Below are 19,457 nucleotides of genomic sequence, written 5' to 3'. Positions count from 1 at the left end.
GGGCAGCTTTAAGCTGACGTCGACGAAGTGGCCGGAGCTGCCGGTGAAGGAGGCGGGCGGTTTCTGTATCAGGATGAGCGGTCAGGCTAAGGGGATCTTGGAGGGGAAGTTTACCCTGAAGGCGGTGGCGCTGGACAGGGAGGCGGAGCCGAGAGTATTACGCTTGAACGAGTCGCTGACGGCGGTAGTGTGCGGGAAGATGAAGGTGAAGGGAAGCTGTACGGACGGTGAGGAGATATTTAGGGGTAATGATGCGGAGTGTAAGCCTTTTACGGGGTGACAATAGAGTGGAAAGGAGATAAGAAAGTAAAAAGGACGTGCGCGGGTACGTCCTTTGGGGAGAGGGGTTATTCGCTCCAGCTAACACAACCAACCTCAGTTAGTAAGGAAGGAGATGAAATATTTAGTCTTGTCAGATTGGCACACTATCAATTTTCAGACGGCCCTTTGTTATAATCCTCTCTTTACCTGAATATAAAACAGGCCGTCTTATGGAAGTCATCCAATACCCAAATTCCCCCTTCAAACTCCACCAACCCTTTCCGCCCGCAGGCGACCAGCCTACCGCCATTGCCGGTTTGCTCGAAGGGCTTTCAGACGGCCTTGCTTATCAAACTCTGCTCGGCGTAACCGGTTCCGGCAAAACCTACACCATGGCGAACGTCATCGCCCAAAGCGGCCGCCCCGCCATCATCATGGCGCACAACAAAACCCTTGCCGCCCAGCTTTACGCCGAAATGCGCGAATTTTTCCCCGAAAACGCGGTGGAATATTTCGTCTCCTACTACGACTATTACCAGCCCGAAGCCTATGTGCCCAGCCGCGACCTGTTCATCGAAAAAGACAGCGCAATCAACGAACACATCGAGCAGATGCGCCTTTCCGCCACCAAAAACCTGATGACGCGCGACGACGTGATTATCGTCGCCACCGTGTCCGCCATTTACGGTATCGGCGACCCGACCGAATACCAACAAATGGTGTTGTCCGTCAAAGAAGGCGACACCATCGAGCAGCGCGACATCATCGCCACGCTCGTTTCCATGCAGTACGAACGCGGCGATTTGGACTTCAAACGCGGCAGCTTCCGCGTGCGCGGCGACGTGATCGACGTGTACCCCGCCGAAAGCTCCGAAAACGCCTTGCGCATCAGCTTGTTTGACGACGAAATCGACCGCCTCGATATGTTCGACCCGCTTTCAGGCAGCCTGCACCAACGCGTCGGCCGCTACACCGTCTTCCCGTCCAGCCACTACGTTACCCCGCGCGACACCGTCTTGCGCGCCTGCGAGTCCATCAAAGAAGAATTGCGCGAACGCATCGAGTTTTTCGCCCGCGAACAACGCCCCGTCGAGCAACAACGCATCGAACAGCGCACCCGTTTCGACCTCGAAATGCTCTACGAAATGGGCTTCTGCAAAGGCATCGAAAACTACTCCCGCCACTTCTCCGGCAAAAAAGAAGGCGAACCGCCGCCCACGCTGATGGACTACCTGCCCGACAACGCCATCATGTTCATCGACGAAAGCCACGTTACCGTTACCCAAATCGGCGGCATGTACAAAGGCGACGCATCGCGCAAGCAAAACCTCGTCGACTACGGCTTCCGCCTGCCTTCCGCCCGCGACAACCGCCCGCTCAAATTCCACGAATTTGAAAAAGTCATGCCGCAAACCGTCTTCGTTTCCGCCACCCCCGCCAAATACGAAGAAGAACACGCCGGACAAGTGGTCGAACAAGTCGTCCGCCCCACAGGGCTGGTCGACCCCCAAATCATCATCCGCCCCGTCGCCACCCAAGTCGATGACTTAATGAGCGAAATCAACGACCGCATCCAAAAAGGCGAACGCGTACTCGTTACCACCCTCACCAAACGCATGGCGGAGCAACTCACCGACTATTACAGTGAACTCGGCATTAAAGTGCGCTACTTGCACAGCGACATCGACACCGTCGAGCGCGTTGAAATTATTAGAGATTTGCGGCTCGGATTGTTTGACGTACTCGTCGGCATCAACCTCTTGCGCGAAGGCCTCGACATTCCCGAAGTCTCCCTCGTCGCCATCCTTGACGCAGACAAAGAAGGCTTCCTGCGCTCCCACCGCAGCCTGATTCAAACCATAGGCCGCACCGCGCGCAACGTGAACGGCGTCGCCATCCTGTACGCCGACAAAATCACCGACTCCATGAAAGCCGCCATCGACGAAACCGAACGTCGCCGCGAAAAACAGATTAAATTTAACGAAGAACACGGCATCGTGCCGCAGCAGATTAAAAAACAGGTCAAAGACATCATCGACGGCGTGTACCACGAAGAAGACAGTGGCAAAGGCCGTCTGAAAGGTAAAAACAAGGTTAAAGTCGGCGAAATCCACAATGAAGAAGATGCCTTGAAAGAAATTGCCAAACTAGAAAAAGCCATGCAGCAGGCAGCTAGGGATTTGCAGTTTGAAGAGGCGGCTGTGTTAAGGGATAGGATTCGAGGGATTAAGGAGAAAATCCTATTTTAAATTTTTCTTTAAATTGTTCAATAGAAAAGGTTAAATTAATTATCCTTACAATATTCTAAAATTTTTTTCAAAAAACATCTATCTTGTTCTAGTGGAGAAATTTCCACTGCATTATTTAAGAAAATTTGCATATCATGAGTATTGCATTGTTCTTTTGGTTCGAAAACCATATCTAAATGTTTAGCTTGCTCAGGATAATGTTGCCGTTCAGAAATTTTAATATATTGGAAACACTCCAAAAAAATATGGTCTGAACGTGCTAGGTTTTTTAATTTTTCCAAATTAAAGAGAATAGAAATGTAATCATAATCTTGCCCTAGTTCTAACTTTTTTTTAAAAACATAATGAAACATAAAATATAAATATACTGCGCCTTCTTCATCTAATTTAGAAATATGCTCTCTTAAAAAAACATCTTCTAACGTAAATAAACTAATTTCTTTTTCTTTTTCTTTTAAGCGGAAATGATATTGAGCTTCTCTTTTGCTCATTCGCCATACATGAGATATATTCTTAGGGATATTAATATCATCAATTTTATTCAAATCATCATCAAATTCTAAATCAATATCAAGTTCATTATCATTATTAGATGATTCTAGAGTAGAAATTCGCATACTATCTGTTACCATAGTTATAGAAGATAATTATTTAGGCATAGTATATGTATTTATTATTAAGACATTGCGTACAATAGATGTGCATTGAGAATGTATTACATTCAACAATCTTTTCATTTTATAAGATTTTCTTAATTTAGTACTAGTGGATAGAGTTCCTCGCATAATATAGCATTGTTTTTCATTTTCTTCTATTTTATCATTATCCATAGATAAGAAATCAACTTTCCCATTTGTTAAGAATTTCAACTCAAGAGTTATATTTTCAAATTTATTATTAATTTCTAACATTAAAATACCATTATCAATAACTAAAAATTTGGAAAAAATAATATAATTTAATTTGGATAACTCATATAGTTCTTTATAATATCTTAAAAAATTAACAAATGATCGTTTTTCTAAAGCACTTAATAGTTCTTTTTGATTCTCTTCAGAAAGTATTAAATCCTTATTAATTTTATTAAAAAAATCCATATAAAATGAATATGGGATTTTTTCTGTAGTATTAATAAAATTTATACTATCGCATAGCTCCTTATTTGTTAATTCATTATTTTTTAATGGTTTTTCTTGAAGCTCCTCAGATAAAGTAGTAATCGGATTAATTCGAAAGAGAGTTTCATTACCAGCTTTAGAGAAGTTTTTGATTGGATTTATATTATCATTATAGTGTGGATTTTTGGTAACTAGATGTACTTTTTCCATTCTAAGCCTTCAAATTATAATAATTTTATTTACTAATTAGATTTATTGCTTAAAAATTTTTCAATGTTGTCCTTAATTAGTAAAAGCTGTTCATTGTCCAATGCAACAGAAGAAATAATTTCATATTCATCTTCTGTAATTCCATTACCAAAATCAATAATTAGCGTATTTGTACTTTCAGAGATTCCAAATCGAATAATGTTTGGAATGAAAGTAGTTGTATTTTTGCGAATAATCATTATGTGATTCCTGTCATTAACTGTGAGGTTTGTTTAATAATACACACGATTAATACATGAAAGCAAGCCTTAACATCTATAATCATCGTATGTGTGTCTGCAACACAACCTACCTACGGGCGACACAAACTTTAAAACTGAAGTGTAGCAAGCTGTAGCCTGCATCTCCACCAACTGTGTGCGGTACGCACGCACGCGTTTTTTGTTGTTCAAACCATTGTTTCCAATCTTCAGAAGACCTCAAACGTCGTCTAAAAACCTTTTGCATGAAGGCCGTCTGAAATTCAGTTTTCAGACGGCCTTATTGTTTATTCGCTCAAAATCTAACAGTCAAACTCGGCAATAACCGGTGCATGGTCGCTGGGGCGTTCTTGGGCGCGGGTTTCTAGGTCGACGGTGACGTCGGTAAGGGTGGCGGCGAGTTCGGGGCTACTGAGGATGTGGTCGATGCGCAGGCCGAGTTTGCGTTGGAACATGGCGCCGCGGTAGTCGAACCATGTGTAGAACGCGCCTTCGGGGTGGATTTTGCGCAGGCTGTCGGTCAGACCGAGGTCGAGCAGGTTTTTAAACCATTGTCTTTCGATAGAGGAGCAATGGATTTTTTCGTACCATTTTTCAGGGTCGTAGCAGTCGGCATCGGCCGGGGCGATGTTGAAGTCGCCGAGCAGGACGAGTTTGGGGTGGGTGGCCATTTCGGCGCGGACGAACTCGGTCAATGCGGCAAACCATTGTTCTTTGTATTGGAATTTTGGGCTGTCCAGGGCTTCGCCGTTGACGCAATAGACGTTGATGACGCGTACGCCGTTGATGGTGGCGGCGATGACGCGGCGTTGCGGGTCATTGGGGAGGGCGGGCAGACCGCAATGTACGTCTTGCGGCTCGTGGCGGCTGATGATGGCGACGCCGTTGTAGGTTTTTTGGCCGCTCCAGACGCAGTGCCAGCCCATCATTTGCAGGGCGGCGGCCGGGAATTTGTCTTGGTCGAGCTTGAGTTCTTGTAAGGCGAGTATGTCTGCTTGGTGGTCGGCCAGCCAGTTTTGTACTTGGGGCAGGCGGACGTTGAGGGAATTGACGTTCCAAGTGGCGATTTTCATGATGTTTCCGTGTGTGCTGTTTGGAGGGAAGACGGCAGATTGTGCCTGTGGGCATGGGCGGTATTGTATAGCGGATTGGTTTATTTTTCGATATGGGCTGAAAGTGGCAGGCCGTCTGAAAGCTGATGTTTCAGACGGCCTTGATGTTGTGATGTGGAATAATTTGTTTATTCGGCTTGGTCTTTGAGCGTGCGCAGGGTATTGAGGATGGTGGCGGCTTCTTCGGAGATGAGGCGGTATTCGATGATGCGGTGGTAGCGCGTGAAATCGATGATGCCTTCGGTGCGCAGGCGTGCGAGGTGGTTGGCGATGCCGGTCGGGGAGGAGTCGAGTGCCTGTGCCAGTTCGGTAATGCTGCGGTCGCCGTCAAGCAGCAGGAAAAGGATGGCCATGCGTTCGGGGTTGGCAATCAGTTTGAGAATGGTAGAGAGACGCTTGATTTCCATATTATTGTTCCTTTTGTCTGTTATATGAATGCTTGATTTAGGTTAAATTTGGATGATTGTAGTTTTTATTAAGATTAACCTTATAATTCAAACTCTTACCTTGCAGTGTACACGGTTTTGTAAAATTTGAGGGCATTGTTTTGCAAATTTTTTGTTCATTTTCGATATTTTGCTTCGGTTGCGAAAATGGATTGAAAAGAGACGAAAAGGCCGTCTGAAATGTTCCGTTGCAGATGATTTTGCTGACGGATGTTTCAGACGGCCTTTGATTTGGTTTTAAGTTGTTTTTTCTTTTATGTTTGTTTGGAATCAGCCAATTGATTGTTTTTAAACAAACAACAAGGTTTTATGATTCTATGCTGAATGCTACACGCTAAGGGCTTGTCAGGCGCTTGGGCGTGTTGTCGAAATGCGACTACTTTTTCTTCCAGCCTGCGGTCATGGCAAAGGTGATGGGGTCGTAGTATTTCGGCAGCTTGGACGGAATGCCCACATCGTTACGGTACACGACGCGGTAGCGGTCGGCGAACCAGTTTGGAACGATGGTGTATTGGTGGCGGATCAGTCGGTCGAGCGCGCGCGAGGTGGTTTGCAGCTCTTGGCGGTTGGTAAAGCTGTTGAAATGGGTCAGCAGTTTTTCGACCGCTGGATGACAGACGCCGGATAGGTTGCGGCTGCCTTCGGTTTTGGCGGCGGCGCAGCTGAAGTAGTCGTATTGCTCGTTGCCGGGGCTTTCGCTGTTGCCGTAGTAGCCGGTGGTCACGTCAAAATCGAAGTCGTTCATGCGTTTTTGGTACACGGCGGAGTCGGCGGTGCGCACGTTCATGGTAATGCCGATTTTGGCGAGGTCGCTCTGCCATTTGGAGGTAATGCGTTCGTAGTTTTTGCTTGGTGCGAGGAATTCAAAGGTCAGCGGTTTGCCTTGTTTGTCGACTGCTTTGCCGTTTTTGTATTGATAGCCGCCTTTTTCAAGCAGGGCGCGTGCTTTGAGCAGGTTCGGGCGCACGCCCAGTTTGGGGTCGGTAACCGGCGGCATAGGGACGTCTTGATCCAATACGCCGTCGGGCAGCTTGGTGCCCAATGATTTGAGCAATGCGGTTTCTGCGCTGTCAGGCTTGCCGGTTGCGGCCATGGTGCTGTTGGTGAAGAAGCTGTCGGTGCGGCGGTATGCGCCGTAGAAGATGCGGCGGTTGACGCTTTCGTAGTCGAAGCTTTCAATCAAGGCGCGGCGGACGTAAATATTGTCCAAGGGCTTGTGGCGCATATTGATGACGAAGCCTTGCATGCCGGCTGTGCTGTTTTGTATCCATTCGTGTTTGGACAGATTGCGTTTTTTGAGGACTTCGTCGGAGTAGGCGCGTGCCCAGTTGCGGGCGACGTTTTCTTGTACGAAGTCATATTGGCCGCCTTTCAGTCCTTCGATGCGGACAACTTCGTCTTTGACGTATTTGATGCGGATGTGGTCGTAGTTGTAGCGGCCTTTGCGTACGGGCAGATTTTGCGCCCAGTAGTTTTTGTCGCGGACAAACTCGCTGATGCGGCCGTTTTCGGCTTTGGCAAAACGGTAGGGGCCGGAGCCGATCGGCAGGCTGTTGGGTGCGGCGGCCAGGCCTTTGGGATAGCTTTTATGCGAGAAGACGGGCAGGCTGCCGAGAATCATGTGCAATTCTGAGTTGCGCTGTTTGAAGCGGAACACGACGGTGCGATCGCTGGGCGTTTCCACTTTGGCCACGTCGCTCCAGTAGAAGTGGTACATGGGGGCGGCAGCTTTGTCTTTGGTCAGGATGTTAAATGAAGCGGCAACGTCTTTGGCCAAAACGGGGTCGCCGTTGTGGAATTTGGCTTTGGGGTTGATTTTGAAGGTAACGGAAAGGCCATCCGGCGCCAGGGCGATGTCTTCGGCAATCAGGCCGTAAACGGCGTAAGGTTCGTCCATGCTTTGCTCGGTCAGGGTGTCGAGCGTCAGCATGCTGATGCCGTATTCGTGGTTGCCTTTGAGGGTAAAGGGGTTGAGCGTGTCAAAAGCACCGAGGAAAGGCGTGGTAAACGAGCCGCCTTTGGGAGCGTTGGGATTGACGTATTCGAAGGCGGTGAAGTTGGCCGGATATTTCGGTGGTTGGCCAAGGCTTACGCCGTGGGCGGCAAAAGCGGCAGATGGAATCAGACCGAGCAGCGAGAGTAGGGCTGGTGTTTTCATCTATTTTTCCTTGTAGGTTGAATGTAGTATTCAGTAGTGTGCTGATTATAGCAAAGGCCGTCTGAAACTTGATATTTTTGCTTTCAGACGGCGTCAGGTCTAAGAGGATTGTTTTTTCGTATGGGCACTGAACTCGGCCAGCGTCATGTTCAAGGTTTCCAAGCAGGGCTGCATGATGTGGTCAACCGTTTGATTGACCTTGTCTTTATTAAGCGTTTGCGGACGGTAGACAAAGAGTTTGAACAGCTCAGCCAAGTCGATGGACTCCGCCCCCATTTTCAAGACCCAGCCCTGACGGCCGGAATAGACATAACCGTGTCGCGCCAGCTTTTCTAAAAGCTCGCCCAATTCGTCGAAGCCCATATTGATATGCCGTCTGAACTCCTGCACCGGCAATGCCTTGCCGTTTTGCTGGGCAGAATCGAGCAACAGCAGGATTTTCAATACATCATCAAAGCGGCCGCGCGCATCCAGACTGCGGCGGAACGCTTCGCCGCGCCAGTAGGACAGGGACGAGGTCAAAACCGCGCCGCCCAATACCAGAGTCCATAATAGGTTGAGCCACAACAGGAAAAACGGTACTGCCGCAAATGCGCCGTAAATCGATTTGTAGCCGTCAAAGTTGCCCATGTACCACGCGAACAAAAAGCGTGCCGTTTCCAAGCAAAACGCCGTTACGGCCGCGCCGACCAAAGCATGGCTGGCAGGCACGAAACGGTTGGGCACAAAGCGGTATAAACCCCACAGCAGCAGCGTAATAAATGAAACCGTAGTGATGACCCTCAGCCATTCCGAACCGCCCACTACTTGCACCTGACCGATCACGACCGACAAGCCCACGCCCAAAGACAAAGGCCCAAACGTCAGCAACGCCCAATACACCAAAAACTGCATCATCCAAGGCCGTTGCGAATTGACGCGCCAAATCCGGTTGAACGCATTGTCTATCGTCCGAATCAACATCAGCGAGGTTACGACCAACATCACACTGCCGATCGCCGTCAGATTGGTAGCCTTATCGCGGAATGCATTGATGTAGTCAAACACCATGTCCGCGCCCTGCGGAACGATGGTGCGGTTGATAAAAGAGATAAATTCTCCCGACCATTGGTCGAAAACAGGGAAGGCAGAAGCGATGACGACCATCACCGTCAACACGGGCACCAAAGCCAAAAGCGTTGTAAACGTCATACTTGCCGCTACCTGCGGCACGCGCTCCTCATCAAAACGGCGCACGACAAACCAAGCGAACGCCACGCCTTTACTCTTTAAAAAACCTTGCCACCATTGCGAAAACGGCATAACCTTTTCCCACTTTTAAATTGAAATTTCTTCTTTTCAGACGGCCTGAGTATTTAAAAGGCCGTCTGACACCTGACAGCATTGTAACGGAAACCCCAAATGAACCCAAATCCTCTGAAAATCCTCGTTCTCTTTTATTCCCAAAATGGCAGCACGCGCAACCTTGCCCGCCAAATCGCACGCGGTATCGAAAGCGTGGACGGTTGCGAAGCCGTATTGCGTACCGTTCCCAAAGTTTCCACCGTTTGCGAAGCCGTTGAAAAAGCCATTCCTGACGAAGGTGCGCCATACGCGACTGCCGACGACCTCAAAAATTGCGCCGGCCTTGCGCTCGGCAGCCCGACGCGTTTCGGCAATATGGCCGCCGCGATGAAATACTTTATCGACGGCACCATTCCCCTTTGGCTCGGTGCAGAACTCGTCGGCAAACCTGCCACCGTTTTCACCAGCACATCTTCACTGCACGGCGGCCAAGAAAGCACCCTGCTGACCATGATGCTGCCCCTGTTGCATCACGGCATGGTCATCAGCGGCATTCCATATACCGAGTCCGCGCTCAGCAATACCCAAGGCGGCGGCACGCCTTACGGCGCAAGCCATGTTTCCGGCCACGACAGCAAGCCGGCATTGACCTCCGAAGAAAACGATATTGCCTTTGCACAAGGTAAACGTTTGGCAGAATTGGCAAGAAAATTGGCAGACTGATTGCCTTATCATAAAAAGATTAAGGCCGTCTGAAAACCTGATGATATGGGTTTCAGACGGCCTTTTTAGTTAATTGGGACTAGATAGAAAATAAATATTTTGAATTAAACAAAATACTTAGAAAATAATGATTAAAACATAGTTCCATCGGGCTACATCTTTTTGATAGAATCTGCGACCAAATTGTAAAGATAAGCTAATTGGAGAGGCTATGTCACTACCTGTATTTCCCTATGGCAAATTAAGCTTTGCCGTCAGTCTGGCGCTGTGTTCGGCGTATTCTTTCGCAACCGAAGTAGAAAATACCCAGCCGCAAGAGCGTGTCGATTTACCGACAGTTACCGTCCAAGGTGTCGGAAAACAGACTACTTCCAACTACACCATTCCTGCTTCCTCTGCCGCAACAGGCATCCGCCTGACCCAGCGCGAAACGCCGCAGTCCCTGTCTGTCGTTACTGAAAAACAAATGGACGACCAAGGTTTGGATACCTTGCAGGACGTGTTGAAACAAACACCGGGCGTGTTCCACAGCAAAATGGGCAACAACGTCTCCGGCCACAGCCAATTTATTTCGCGCAGTCAGGCGATTGACAGCATTTCCGTGGACGGCGCGCCTAAATTCCTTTACGACGGTAAAGCCATCCGCCGCGGTACCAACAATCTAGACAGCGCATTGTACGAACAAGTCGTTATCGTGCGCGGCGCAAGCGGTTTGTCCAACGGTGGTATGGGTGAGCCGGGCGGTACGGTTGCTTTGGAACGCAAAAAACCGACTGCCAAGCCAGCCATCAGCGTAGAAGCCGGTGTCGGTTCGTGGAACCACTACCGCTTCGTCCTTGATGCCAATCAGCCTTTGAATGCCGACAATACCTTGCGCGGCCGCGCTATTTTGGTCAGCGACCATGGCGGCGATTACCTGCCGAACACTTCGCGCCACAATCACACTTTCTACGGCACTTTGTCTTACGATATCACGCCGCAAACCCAATGGCGCCTCGGTACGGAAATACACCGTTTCCGCAATACCGGCAGCTCGCGTTTCAGCTATCTGACCGCAGCAGGTTCGCGCCGTACTGGATTCATACCGTTTGAGTCTTCGCCGCGCAGCAATTCTTCCGCACGCTGGGCATACGGCAAAGACACCAGTGCCGAAGTATTCACTTCCCTCAGCCATGAGTTTGACAACGGCTGGAAACTGACAGGCGATTACAGCCATGTTTCGGGTAAAAACGACATCGTTTCAGGCATTGCCGGTACTTTTGTCATTAATTCGGATTACTCCGCGCTCTTTACATCCGACCGCGACCGCAGCAAATACCGCGATCAGAATTTTGCGCTGGCCTTAGACGGCCATTATCCGGCGTTGGGTCGCTCGCACGAGTTCAATGTCGGCATCAGCCATCAGGACAACAAAGAAAACCTGTCTTTCTATGACGAAGGCGAATCGATGATTCCTGATTTGCGTAAATTTGACGGCAACATCTCCAAACCCGATATGCCGTATCTGCGCGATGGTTTTTCACGCATGAAAAACCTGTCGGTTTACGGCTCGACCCGTTTCAAACTGACCGACAAGCTCGCCTTTATCGGCGGCAGCCGTTTTGTGGATTGGCGTTACCGTTACAGCACCAGCCGTAACAAATTCGCACACAGCAGCCACAAACAAAACGTTTTCATTCCTTATTTGGGCGTAACCTACGACATCGGCGACAATCTGACTGCCTATGCGTCTTACACCACCATTTTCCGTCCGCAAGTGCGTTACCTGACCAAAGACGGCGCAGCGCTCAAACCACAACGCGGCAAAACCTACGAGACCGGTTTGAAAGCCTCATGGTTTGAAGGCCGTCTGAATGCTTCCGCCTCCGTCTTTATGAACAAACGCGACCATTTGGGCGTGGTTGCAGGCAAATTCGCAAATGGCGAGGAATACTACCGTGCAGCCGACAACACCACAACAAAAGGCATGGAACTCTCTGTCGGCGGCCGCCTGAGCGACAAATGGCTGCTGAATGCGTCTTATGCACGTTCCAAAATCAAAGACAGCGAAGGGGTTCAACTGCATCCGTCTTACCCGGTTCATTTGTTCAAACTCTTTACCGCGTATGACGTGACCGACCGTTTGAACCTGGGTGCCAACGTCAACTGGCAAAGCCGAAGCCACACGCTGGATGAATACCCTGCAGACATCAATCCGGCCGCCGCCGCCGCATTGACCCAACGTCCGTACGCAACGCTGGACTTGACCGGTCATTACAAAATCGGCAAATCCACCCGCATCAGTTTGGACTTTGAAAACGTGTTCAACAAACGCTATCGCACCATGCCGGATATTCACGTTTACGGCACGCCGCGTAGTGTGACTGCAACGGTTAAACATACGTTCTAATTGAAAAGAAAAATAGTGCAGGCCGTCTGAAAACCTGAATTATCGGGTTTTCAGACGGCCTTTTGTTTATATCTTAAACTTGCAAAAACCGTCTGTTTGTTTTATAAATGCAAACTATTATTATTTAAATGATAAGGTTGTGTAATGAAAAAGAAAGCGATTGCCTGTGTAATAGGGGCGGTTTTTTCCGGACAGTTATATGCGGCTCAGATGCCGGTGGCTCAGGCAGAAATAGAGCCTGTGGTGGTTACGGCCGACCGTAATGCGCAAACCTTGGATAAAGCGGCGCCGAATGTGTCGGTTATCGGACGCAAAACCTTGAATCAAGCCTCGGCACAGAATTTAGACGATATCGTGATGTATGAATCCAGCGTCAGCGTGCCGTCAGACAACAACCGCCGCGGTCATGCCGGTATCAATATCCGAGGCATAGACGGCAACCGCATTCTGATGATGGTGGACGGCGTGCGCATTCCCGAATCTTATGCAGGCGGCGGCTCCAACGGCGCGATTTCGGGACGCGATATGGTCGAAAGCGACACGCTCAAGCAGGTCGATATTGTCAAAGGCCCTTATTCCGCACTGTACGGCAGCGATGCGCTCGGCGGTGTGGTGAACATGGTGACGCTCTCACCGAGCGATTTTGTCGATGCGGGCAAACGCGGGCATTTCGGTTTGAAACACGGCTACCGCAGTCGCGACCGCAGCCATGGCGTGACGGCGACTGTGGCAGGTTTCCATGAAAACGCCGAAGGTCTGCTGATGCTGACGCGCCGTCAAGGTCATGAAACCGAAAACATGGGCAGCGATACCAGCTACTCGACTGCACGTACTGCTACCAATCCGCAGAAAAACAATGCCTACAATATCTTGGCGAAAGGCAATATCGGCAACGAACGCCACCGCTTTGAAACGTTGTACGAACAGTATTACCACGCCAACGATACCGTGTTGGCAAACGGCTTGGGTTCGCAATCGCGCGGGCCGGTAACCATCGCAACATCCGAGAGCAATGCTCGCGACCGTATCCGCCGTCAACGTATCGAAGCGGGCTACCGCTACGCTGGCGAAGGCCGTCTGAAAGAAGCCAACCTGACTGCCTATCAGCAAAAACTGCGTACGGAAGACGATGCCGTCGATGCGAGCATTACGCGTATGGGCGCGCGCCAATTAGGTAACTCGACCCGTTATTCCGACTACGGTTTCAATCAGACCATACGCGGGCTGAATGGGCGTGGCGTGTGGGAATTTGACGGCGCGGTCAAACAAACCGTCGTTGCCGGCGCAGAATACAAACACACCGAGACCGCCCGTCCGCGCGACAGCCTGACAGTGGACAATCTGACCGGCGCTGTCAGTAAAGTTTATGCAGGCAGCACCTATCCGAATAAAACTTTCCCCGACAGCAAGCGCAAAACGTTCAGCGTTTACGCACAAGACAGCCTGACCTTCGGCAACGGCATCGTTCTAACCCCGGCCTTGCGTTACGAAAAAGACAAGCTGAACACTTCGACCGACCAAGCCTATCTCAATGCTAATCCCAGCGGAACGGCGACACGCTTCAGTGATTCCGCGTTTACACCCAGCCTGCGCCTGAGCGTGCCGATGGGTGAGCAGTTCACCGGTTTTGCCACTTATTCACAAGGCTTCCGTACGCCGCCGTTTGACAGCGCGACCATGGCGTTTGCCAATACAACCTACGGCTATGCCGTCATTCCCAATGCCAACCTCAAATCCGAACGCTCCAACAGCTTTGAATTGGGGATGAAGTTCAAAAACGACCGCGCCCGCGCGCAAGTTACCGCGTTCTACAACCGTTATCGAAACTTCATCGACCGCACCGAAGTCGGCACTGCCTTCATAGGCGGTCGCCCGATTATCCAGTACCAATATCAAAATCTGGATAGGGTCAAAACCTACGGTGCTGAAGCTTCTGCCGCCTACAAATTCCTGCCGGGCTGGCAAGTCTCCGGCAGCATCGCTTGGATGCGCGGTGAGCAGCAGGACGGCAAACCGTTGGATTCCGCTTATCCGCTCAACGGCGTTTTGGGTTTGGATTACACGCAGGAAAAATGGGGTGTCGGTACCAAGCTGCGCTGGTCGAAAAAACACAGCCGCGTCAACAGCGACACTGTTTTCCAAGCGCCGGGTTATGGCGTATGGGATGTCGGCGCGTGGTATAAGCCGTTTAAAAACCTCGAAATCGGCGCAAACATTTACAACGTCGGCAACAAAAAATACTGGCAGCACGCAGACGTTGCCGGCATGAGCCGTACCAGTGTGATGGACTTGTACACCGAAACCGGTCGCAATTTCGCCGCAACCGTACAACTGAAGTTCTAATGTGATTCAACCGTTTTCAGACGGCCTGAGAAAACGAGCAGGCCGTCTGAAAGCATGCGACAAGGAAAAAACAATGAAACTCAAACTCCTTCTGCTTTCCGCGCTTATTTCGTTGGCCGGCACTGCACACGCACAACGCATCGTCGTGTTGACCCCCGATACGGCAGACATCGTTGCCGCGCTCGGCGCATTGGACGAAATCGTCGGCCGCGATCAGACCGTTCAAAATCCGGCGTTGAAAAACAAGCCCAGTATCGGCATTCATCGCCGCCTGACGGTTGAACCGATTGTGGCCGCCAAACCCGACATTGCCATCGGTTCATGGATGGCGCAGCCTGCCGATATTTTTGCCCACCTGCAAAAAGCAGGCATTAAAGCCGTCAATGTTGCGCCCGATGACAGCATCGCCGCCTATCCGCAAAGTATCCGCAACATTGGTCAGCTTATCGGCAAAAGCGCGCAGGCGGACAAGTTGGCAAGCAAGTGGCAGGCGGATATGAAACAGCAGCCTTCCAGCGGCAAACGCTACCTCTTCAGCTACGACGGGCGCATCGTATCGGGCAAGAATACTGCCGCCGACGAAATCATCCGCCGCGCCGGCGGTATCAATGCCGCAGCCGCCATTGACGGCCTCAAACCGATGACGCGTGAGGCATGGATTACGGCCAAACCCGACATCATCATTATTGCCGACCACAACACCGCCATGATAGGCAACGTCAAAACCTTTGCCGCACGCCCCGAAATCGCCGGCTCGCCTGCCGCGAAAAACGGCAAGATTTATTTGTGGAAGGCCAACGATATGTTCCGTTATGGTCTGGATACGCCGCAAGTGATTCAGCGTTTGCATGGTTTGGCGAAATAAACGCGCCTGTTTTGAAACTCTGCCCGATTTTTGTTTCCAGACGGCCTTGATTTGTTCCTTCTTGTTGAGTAGGAAGCAAAACGGTTGTCTTAAAAATGCCGTCTGAAACCGTCCCTCAATCCGCTTAAACCGCATGATGTCATGAAACCGCATACCCTTACCCTCTGCCTGCTGCTTACTGCCGCCGCCGTTTATTTGTGCTGCGGCATCGGTTTTGGTGCGTGGGAGTCGCCGTTGGCGATGGATGAAACCGTCCGCCAAATCCGTTTACCGCGCATCTATACCGCACTTTTGGTCGGAGCCGGTTTGTCCGCTTCGGGGGCAGCATTGCAGGCTTTATTTGAGAATCCGTTGGCCGATCCGAGTTTGATTGGGACATCGGGCGGGGCAGCCTTGGGCGTGATTGTGTTATTGGCTCTGGGCGGCGGCGCGATGGGTGTGCCGGCAGCGGCTTTTCTCGGCGCATTGGGTGTGTGCCTGCTGATTTTGGCGGTGCACAAACTGCTCGGCGGCGGTACTTTGGGATTGCTGGTGTTGGGTTTTGTGTTGAGCGCGTTTTCGGGCGCGGTGGTCAGCATGATTTTGTTTTTGTCTGACGATTTGGTATTGCGCAGCGCGACCACATGGCTGTTGGGCAGCCTTGCCGAAGCCGGTTTCTCATCGCCTGTTGCGGCAATTGCGGTCATGTTGCCCGGTTTTCTGATTTTGTTGTCGGCAGGCAGGCGGCTGGACGTTTTGATGACAGGGGAAGACACGGCTGCCAGTATGGGGGTATCAGTTGGGGCATTGCGTGTGCAAACCGTAATCGGCGCGGCATTGATGACGGGAGCGGCGGTATCGCTTTCGGGCATCATCGGTTTTCTCGGCATGATGATCCCCAATGTGCTGGCGCAAACCGTCGGCGGCAGCCGCCGCAAACTGATTGCGCTGTCGGCTTGGTTGGGCGCAGTATTTTTGATGGTGGTAGATGGCGCAGCGCGCTGGCTGACATACCCTGTCGATCTGCCGGTCGGTATCGTAATTGCCTTATTGGGCGGACCATTTTTTATGTATTTGTTTATCAAGCCTTTGAAAAGCCGTTGATGCCTAAACAGGCCGTCTGAAACTTTATTGCACCATATCTTTTGCCATGCACACCTTATTTCAAATCCGTAATCTTTCCGTCCGCGTCCAAGACAAAACCCTGCTTGAAATTGATCAACTGGATATACCTTCGGGCATGACCGTTATTATCGGCCCGAATGGCGCAGGCAAATCTACTTTGCTGCGGGCATTAATCGGGCAAACGGGGCAGGGGGGAATCACGCTTTTCGGTGAGGCCGTTGCGCCGCAAATCCGCGCGGGCAGGGTGGCATGGGTCGGGCAGCATGGCCGTTACAATATGCCGATGACCGTACGCGAATACATTGCGTTGGCATCATTCGTACAAAAAGGCCGTCTGAACCATGAATGGGCGGACGAGTTACTCGATTATTTTGATTTGACGGTATTGGCGGATAAGCGTATCGGCAAGCTCTCAGGCGGCGAACAGCAACGCGCCAACATCATCCGCGCCCTGTTGCAAAACGCGCCGGTCTTGCTTTTGGACGAACCGTGCAACCATCTCGATATCCGCCACCAACACCGCCTGATGCAGTATTTGGTTGGGCATTCAAACCGTGCCTCATCAATAATGGTATTACACGATTTAAACCTCGCCGCGCGTTATGCGGAACATATTATTTTGATGAATAAGGGAAAAGTCGTTGCATCAGGCAAGGTGGGCGAAGTGATGCGCCCCGACTTGCTTGAATCGGTTTACGGTTGGCAGATACGCCGTTGCGAAGATGAAGCAGGGTTTTATTTCAGAAGCTGAGCGCCAACAGGCCGTCTGAAAAACGATAAAGAAAATTTATTTTATCGTTCAAAATAAAACGAGATGGGAGGATGTTCCCGACTTGAAGAACCAAATTTTGTGCATTTCACAAGTAAAATGCCGATTTCCATAAAATAGAAATACATTTAATTATTTATAGAATACAATATTTTAAAATAATACTGATTTTTAATTACTCAAAAATGTTGACAAGAAAACGATGATGGTTATTTAATATATCAATCTTATTAATAATTTTTATTAATCATTATCATGGTACAGCAGCTTGTTTGGACTCCGAAACAATCCGCGCCCAAGGCATTTCCCGAACGTCAGGCATTAATGCCCGTTTGGGGCGGTGTTCCAATGCCGCGTCCCCAGTGGCAGAACATTTGGAAGAAAAAGCTTCCCCATGCCACCGATGTGGATGCGCTTGCTTATCTGCATATTCCATTTTGCGCCAACCATTGCGTTTTTTGCGGCTTCTACCGTAATGCGTGGAAGGACAGCCAAAGCAGCGTGTACACCGACAAAATTATCGAAGAAATGGCCGCTGAAGCCGAAGTCCGTACAGGAAAGGGCAAAATCCGAGCCGTTTATTTCGGGGGCGGTACGCCCACCGCGTTGCTTACGGAAGACCTCGTCCGCCTGATTCGTGCCTGCTACCAATATTTGCCTCTTGCCGAAGACTGCGAGTTCACCATCGAAGGGCGCATGAGCCATTTCGATTTGGAAAAAGCACAGGCCTGTCTCGAAGCAGGGGCCAACCGTATTTCCATCGGCGTGCAAACCTTCAATACCGCTATCCGCCACCGTCTCGGCCGCAAACACAGCGGCGACGAGGCGTTTGAATATTTGGCAAAACTGTGCGAACTCGATGCCGTGATTGTCGCTGATTTGATGTTCGGCCTGCCCAATCAAACCGATGAAGTTTGGCAAAACGATATCGCCCGTGCCACCGAGCTGCCGCTGTCCGGTTTGGATACGTACGCGTTCAACCTTTATCCCATGCTGCCCATCAACCGCATGATTGAAAAAGGCGCATTTCCGACACCGCCGGGTTTTGACATTCAGGCAGACCAATATGCCTACACGGTTGAAACGCTGCTGGAAAAAGGCTGGGAACAGGTCAGCAACAGCCACTTCGCCTATCCCGGCCGCGGCGAGCGCAACCGCTACAATACCCTGATCAAATCCGACATTCCCTGTTTGGCGTTCGGCTCCGGCGCAGGGGGTAACTTCGGCGGTTTCAGCTATCAGGTGCAGGGTGATTTGGAAAGTTATCTCGCCACGCCGAAAGGCGAGAAAAACATCGCATTTATGAGCGGCCATAGTCCAAATAAAGCACTGCTCAGCAAAGTTCAGCACGATATTGAAACAGGCCGTCTGAATCCATTATTGTTCGACGGCAACAAAGCAGCGCAAAAGCTGATTGCCCAATGGCAGGAAATGCAGCTTTTTAAAGAACCCGATTCAGACGGCCTTATCCGTTTGAATACCAGCGGCCGTTATTGGTCGCCCACCCTTATCCGCAAACTCATGCTCACTCTTCCAACTCAAGAAAAGGATCCAACCATGCAAAAACTTTCAGCCGAACAACAAACCATGTTGCGTCAATCATTGGAAAAAAATCCCGGCCAAGTGCTGGAAATGCTGGCCGCGCAAAACCAATGCAGTTTTGAAGACGTTATCCGCTGTCTGCCAGAAGAGAACGTGCGCCAAACAGAAGGCAGCCGCATAGTCGAAATCCTCCAAGCCGTTGCCGCATGGGATGAATCCGTTACCTTCATCGCCCACACCCCCGATGCCATCGTCGAAGTCAGCGGTAAACTGCCTAACGGCAAAGTCGGCCGCGGTTTCTACAACTTTGACCATCCTGAAACCGACGGCGGCGTACACGGCCACATCTACTATGAAAACTGCGCCTCCATCTACCTTTTGGAACGCCCGTTCATGGGTAAAGCCACTTGCTCGCTCAACTTTATCAACCGCAACGGCGGCGCCATGTTTAAAATTTTCGTCGGCCGCGACGAAGCAGGCGAGTTGAAACAACATCAAATCGAAGCCATGCGCAAACTGTTTGATGTCGCTTAAACAGTTTCAGACGGCCTGATAATCCGTTCCTTGTTGCATAGAGGAGCGGATTTTCTAACAATAAACATCTACCATACAAAGGAACCCCAA

Annotated in this window: 15 protein-coding genes and 1 pseudogene; 9 read left to right on the top strand and 7 right to left on the bottom strand. The window is 50.3% G+C overall.

What is annotated here, in order from left to right; all coding sequences use genetic code 11:
• Nucleotides 1–280: pseudogene (locus ACTHRE_RS05155) on the top strand (type IV pilin protein); the annotation flags it as partial.
• A 211-nt stretch (nt 281–491) separates the two neighbouring features.
• On the top strand, nt 492–2,510 hold the full coding sequence (gene uvrB / locus ACTHRE_RS05150; protein ID WP_377073722.1) for an excinuclease ABC subunit UvrB: 2,019 nt from the start codon (nt 492–494) through the stop codon (nt 2,508–2,510).
• A gap of 35 nt (nt 2,511–2,545) precedes the next feature.
• Here the strand turns inward: uvrB and ACTHRE_RS05145 are convergent, their stop codons facing one another.
• The 7 genes from ACTHRE_RS05145 to ACTHRE_RS05115 form a co-directional block, all read right to left on the bottom strand.
• A complete protein-coding gene (locus tag ACTHRE_RS05145) occupies nt 2,546–3,127 on the bottom strand; it encodes a hypothetical protein (protein WP_377073721.1) in 582 nt (193 codons plus the stop codon).
• Nucleotides 3,128–3,157: 30 nt separating this feature from the next.
• On the bottom strand, nt 3,158–3,838 hold the full coding sequence (locus ACTHRE_RS05140) for a hypothetical protein (RefSeq protein WP_377073720.1): 681 nt from the start codon (nt 3,836–3,838) through the stop codon (nt 3,158–3,160).
• Between the two features lie 32 nt (nt 3,839–3,870).
• Nucleotides 3,871–4,077, bottom strand: a complete 207-nt coding sequence (locus ACTHRE_RS05135; RefSeq protein WP_377073719.1) for a hypothetical protein — start codon at nt 4,075–4,077, stop codon at nt 3,871–3,873.
• A gap of 323 nt (nt 4,078–4,400) precedes the next feature.
• Entirely contained in the window at nt 4,401–5,171 is a 771-nt protein-coding gene (xth, locus tag ACTHRE_RS05130; protein ID WP_377073718.1) for an exodeoxyribonuclease III, read from the bottom strand.
• A gap of 167 nt (nt 5,172–5,338) precedes the next feature.
• Nucleotides 5,339–5,617: an ArsR/SmtB family transcription factor gene (locus ACTHRE_RS05125; protein WP_049336899.1), complete on the bottom strand. Its 279-nt coding sequence runs from the start codon at nt 5,615–5,617 to the stop codon at nt 5,339–5,341.
• Nucleotides 5,618–6,032: 415 nt separating this feature from the next.
• Entirely contained in the window at nt 6,033–7,814 is a 1,782-nt protein-coding gene (locus ACTHRE_RS05120) for an extracellular solute-binding protein (protein ID WP_070647224.1), read from the bottom strand.
• A gap of 99 nt (nt 7,815–7,913) precedes the next feature.
• Entirely contained in the window at nt 7,914–9,116 is a 1,203-nt protein-coding gene (locus ACTHRE_RS05115; protein ID WP_377073717.1) for a YihY family inner membrane protein, read from the bottom strand.
• Between the two features lie 99 nt (nt 9,117–9,215).
• On the opposite strand from ACTHRE_RS05115, the gene wrbA reads away from it, so the two are divergent.
• The 7 genes from wrbA (at nt 9,216) to hutW (ending at nt 19,367) form a co-directional block, all read left to right on the top strand.
• On the top strand, nt 9,216–9,821 hold the full coding sequence (wrbA, locus tag ACTHRE_RS05110) for an NAD(P)H:quinone oxidoreductase (RefSeq protein ID WP_377073716.1): 606 nt from the start codon (nt 9,216–9,218) through the stop codon (nt 9,819–9,821).
• 211 nt (nt 9,822–10,032) lie between these two features.
• Nucleotides 10,033–12,210, top strand: a complete 2,178-nt coding sequence (locus ACTHRE_RS05105) for a TonB-dependent siderophore receptor (protein WP_377073715.1) — start codon at nt 10,033–10,035, stop codon at nt 12,208–12,210.
• A 144-nt stretch (nt 12,211–12,354) separates the two neighbouring features.
• Nucleotides 12,355–14,553: a TonB-dependent hemoglobin/transferrin/lactoferrin family receptor gene (locus ACTHRE_RS05100; protein ID WP_440344854.1), complete on the top strand. Its 2,199-nt coding sequence runs from the start codon at nt 12,355–12,357 to the stop codon at nt 14,551–14,553.
• Between the two features lie 73 nt (nt 14,554–14,626).
• Nucleotides 14,627–15,418: a heme/hemin ABC transporter substrate-binding protein gene (locus ACTHRE_RS05095; protein ID WP_377073713.1), complete on the top strand. Its 792-nt coding sequence runs from the start codon at nt 14,627–14,629 to the stop codon at nt 15,416–15,418.
• A 141-nt stretch (nt 15,419–15,559) separates the two neighbouring features.
• Nucleotides 15,560–16,501, top strand: coding sequence for a FecCD family ABC transporter permease (locus ACTHRE_RS05090; protein WP_377073712.1), 942 nt, complete (start codon nt 15,560–15,562; stop codon nt 16,499–16,501).
• A gap of 46 nt (nt 16,502–16,547) precedes the next feature.
• Nucleotides 16,548–17,273, top strand: coding sequence for an ABC transporter ATP-binding protein (locus tag ACTHRE_RS05085; RefSeq protein ID WP_377073711.1), 726 nt, complete (start codon nt 16,548–16,550; stop codon nt 17,271–17,273).
• Nucleotides 17,274–17,546: 273 nt separating this feature from the next.
• Nucleotides 17,547–19,367, top strand: a complete 1,821-nt coding sequence (gene hutW, locus ACTHRE_RS05080) for a heme anaerobic degradation radical SAM methyltransferase ChuW/HutW (protein ID WP_377073710.1) — start codon at nt 17,547–17,549, stop codon at nt 19,365–19,367.
• Nucleotides 19,368–19,457: the final 90 nt, after the last annotated feature.

The sequence above is a fragment of the Neisseria sp. P0001.S007 genome (genome assembly GCF_051963655.1).
GTDB classification, from domain to species: Bacteria; Pseudomonadota; Gammaproteobacteria; order Burkholderiales; family Neisseriaceae; genus Neisseria; species Neisseria subflava_A.
The sequence above is the reverse complement of the archived record's forward strand: the minus strand, read 5'-3'. Positions and strand labels throughout refer to the sequence as shown.

Excerpts from the sequence above, each read along its gene's own strand:
- uvrB (WP_377073722.1), top strand. The coding sequence starts at position 492 with ATGGAAGTCATCCAATACCCAAATTCCCCCTTCAAACTCCACCAACCC.
- ACTHRE_RS05145 (WP_377073721.1), bottom strand. The coding sequence starts at position 3,127 with ATGCGAATTTCTACTCTAGAATCATCTAATAATGATAATGAACTTGAT.
- ACTHRE_RS05140 (WP_377073720.1), bottom strand. The coding sequence starts at position 3,838 with ATGGAAAAAGTACATCTAGTTACCAAAAATCCACACTATAATGATAAT.
- ACTHRE_RS05135 (WP_377073719.1), bottom strand. The coding sequence starts at position 4,077 with ATGATTATTCGCAAAAATACAACTACTTTCATTCCAAACATTATTCGA.
- xth (WP_377073718.1), bottom strand. The coding sequence starts at position 5,171 with ATGAAAATCGCCACTTGGAACGTCAATTCCCTCAACGTCCGCCTGCCC.
- ACTHRE_RS05125 (WP_049336899.1), bottom strand. The coding sequence starts at position 5,617 with ATGGAAATCAAGCGTCTCTCTACCATTCTCAAACTGATTGCCAACCCC.
- ACTHRE_RS05120 (WP_070647224.1), bottom strand. The coding sequence starts at position 7,814 with ATGAAAACACCAGCCCTACTCTCGCTGCTCGGTCTGATTCCATCTGCC.
- ACTHRE_RS05115 (WP_377073717.1), bottom strand. The coding sequence starts at position 9,116 with ATGCCGTTTTCGCAATGGTGGCAAGGTTTTTTAAAGAGTAAAGGCGTG.
- wrbA (WP_377073716.1), top strand. The coding sequence starts at position 9,216 with ATGAACCCAAATCCTCTGAAAATCCTCGTTCTCTTTTATTCCCAAAAT.
- ACTHRE_RS05105 (WP_377073715.1), top strand. The coding sequence starts at position 10,033 with ATGTCACTACCTGTATTTCCCTATGGCAAATTAAGCTTTGCCGTCAGT.
- ACTHRE_RS05100 (WP_440344854.1), top strand. The coding sequence starts at position 12,355 with ATGAAAAAGAAAGCGATTGCCTGTGTAATAGGGGCGGTTTTTTCCGGA.
- ACTHRE_RS05095 (WP_377073713.1), top strand. The coding sequence starts at position 14,627 with ATGAAACTCAAACTCCTTCTGCTTTCCGCGCTTATTTCGTTGGCCGGC.
- ACTHRE_RS05090 (WP_377073712.1), top strand. The coding sequence starts at position 15,560 with ATGAAACCGCATACCCTTACCCTCTGCCTGCTGCTTACTGCCGCCGCC.
- ACTHRE_RS05085 (WP_377073711.1), top strand. The coding sequence starts at position 16,548 with ATGCACACCTTATTTCAAATCCGTAATCTTTCCGTCCGCGTCCAAGAC.
- hutW (WP_377073710.1), top strand. The coding sequence starts at position 17,547 with ATGGTACAGCAGCTTGTTTGGACTCCGAAACAATCCGCGCCCAAGGCA.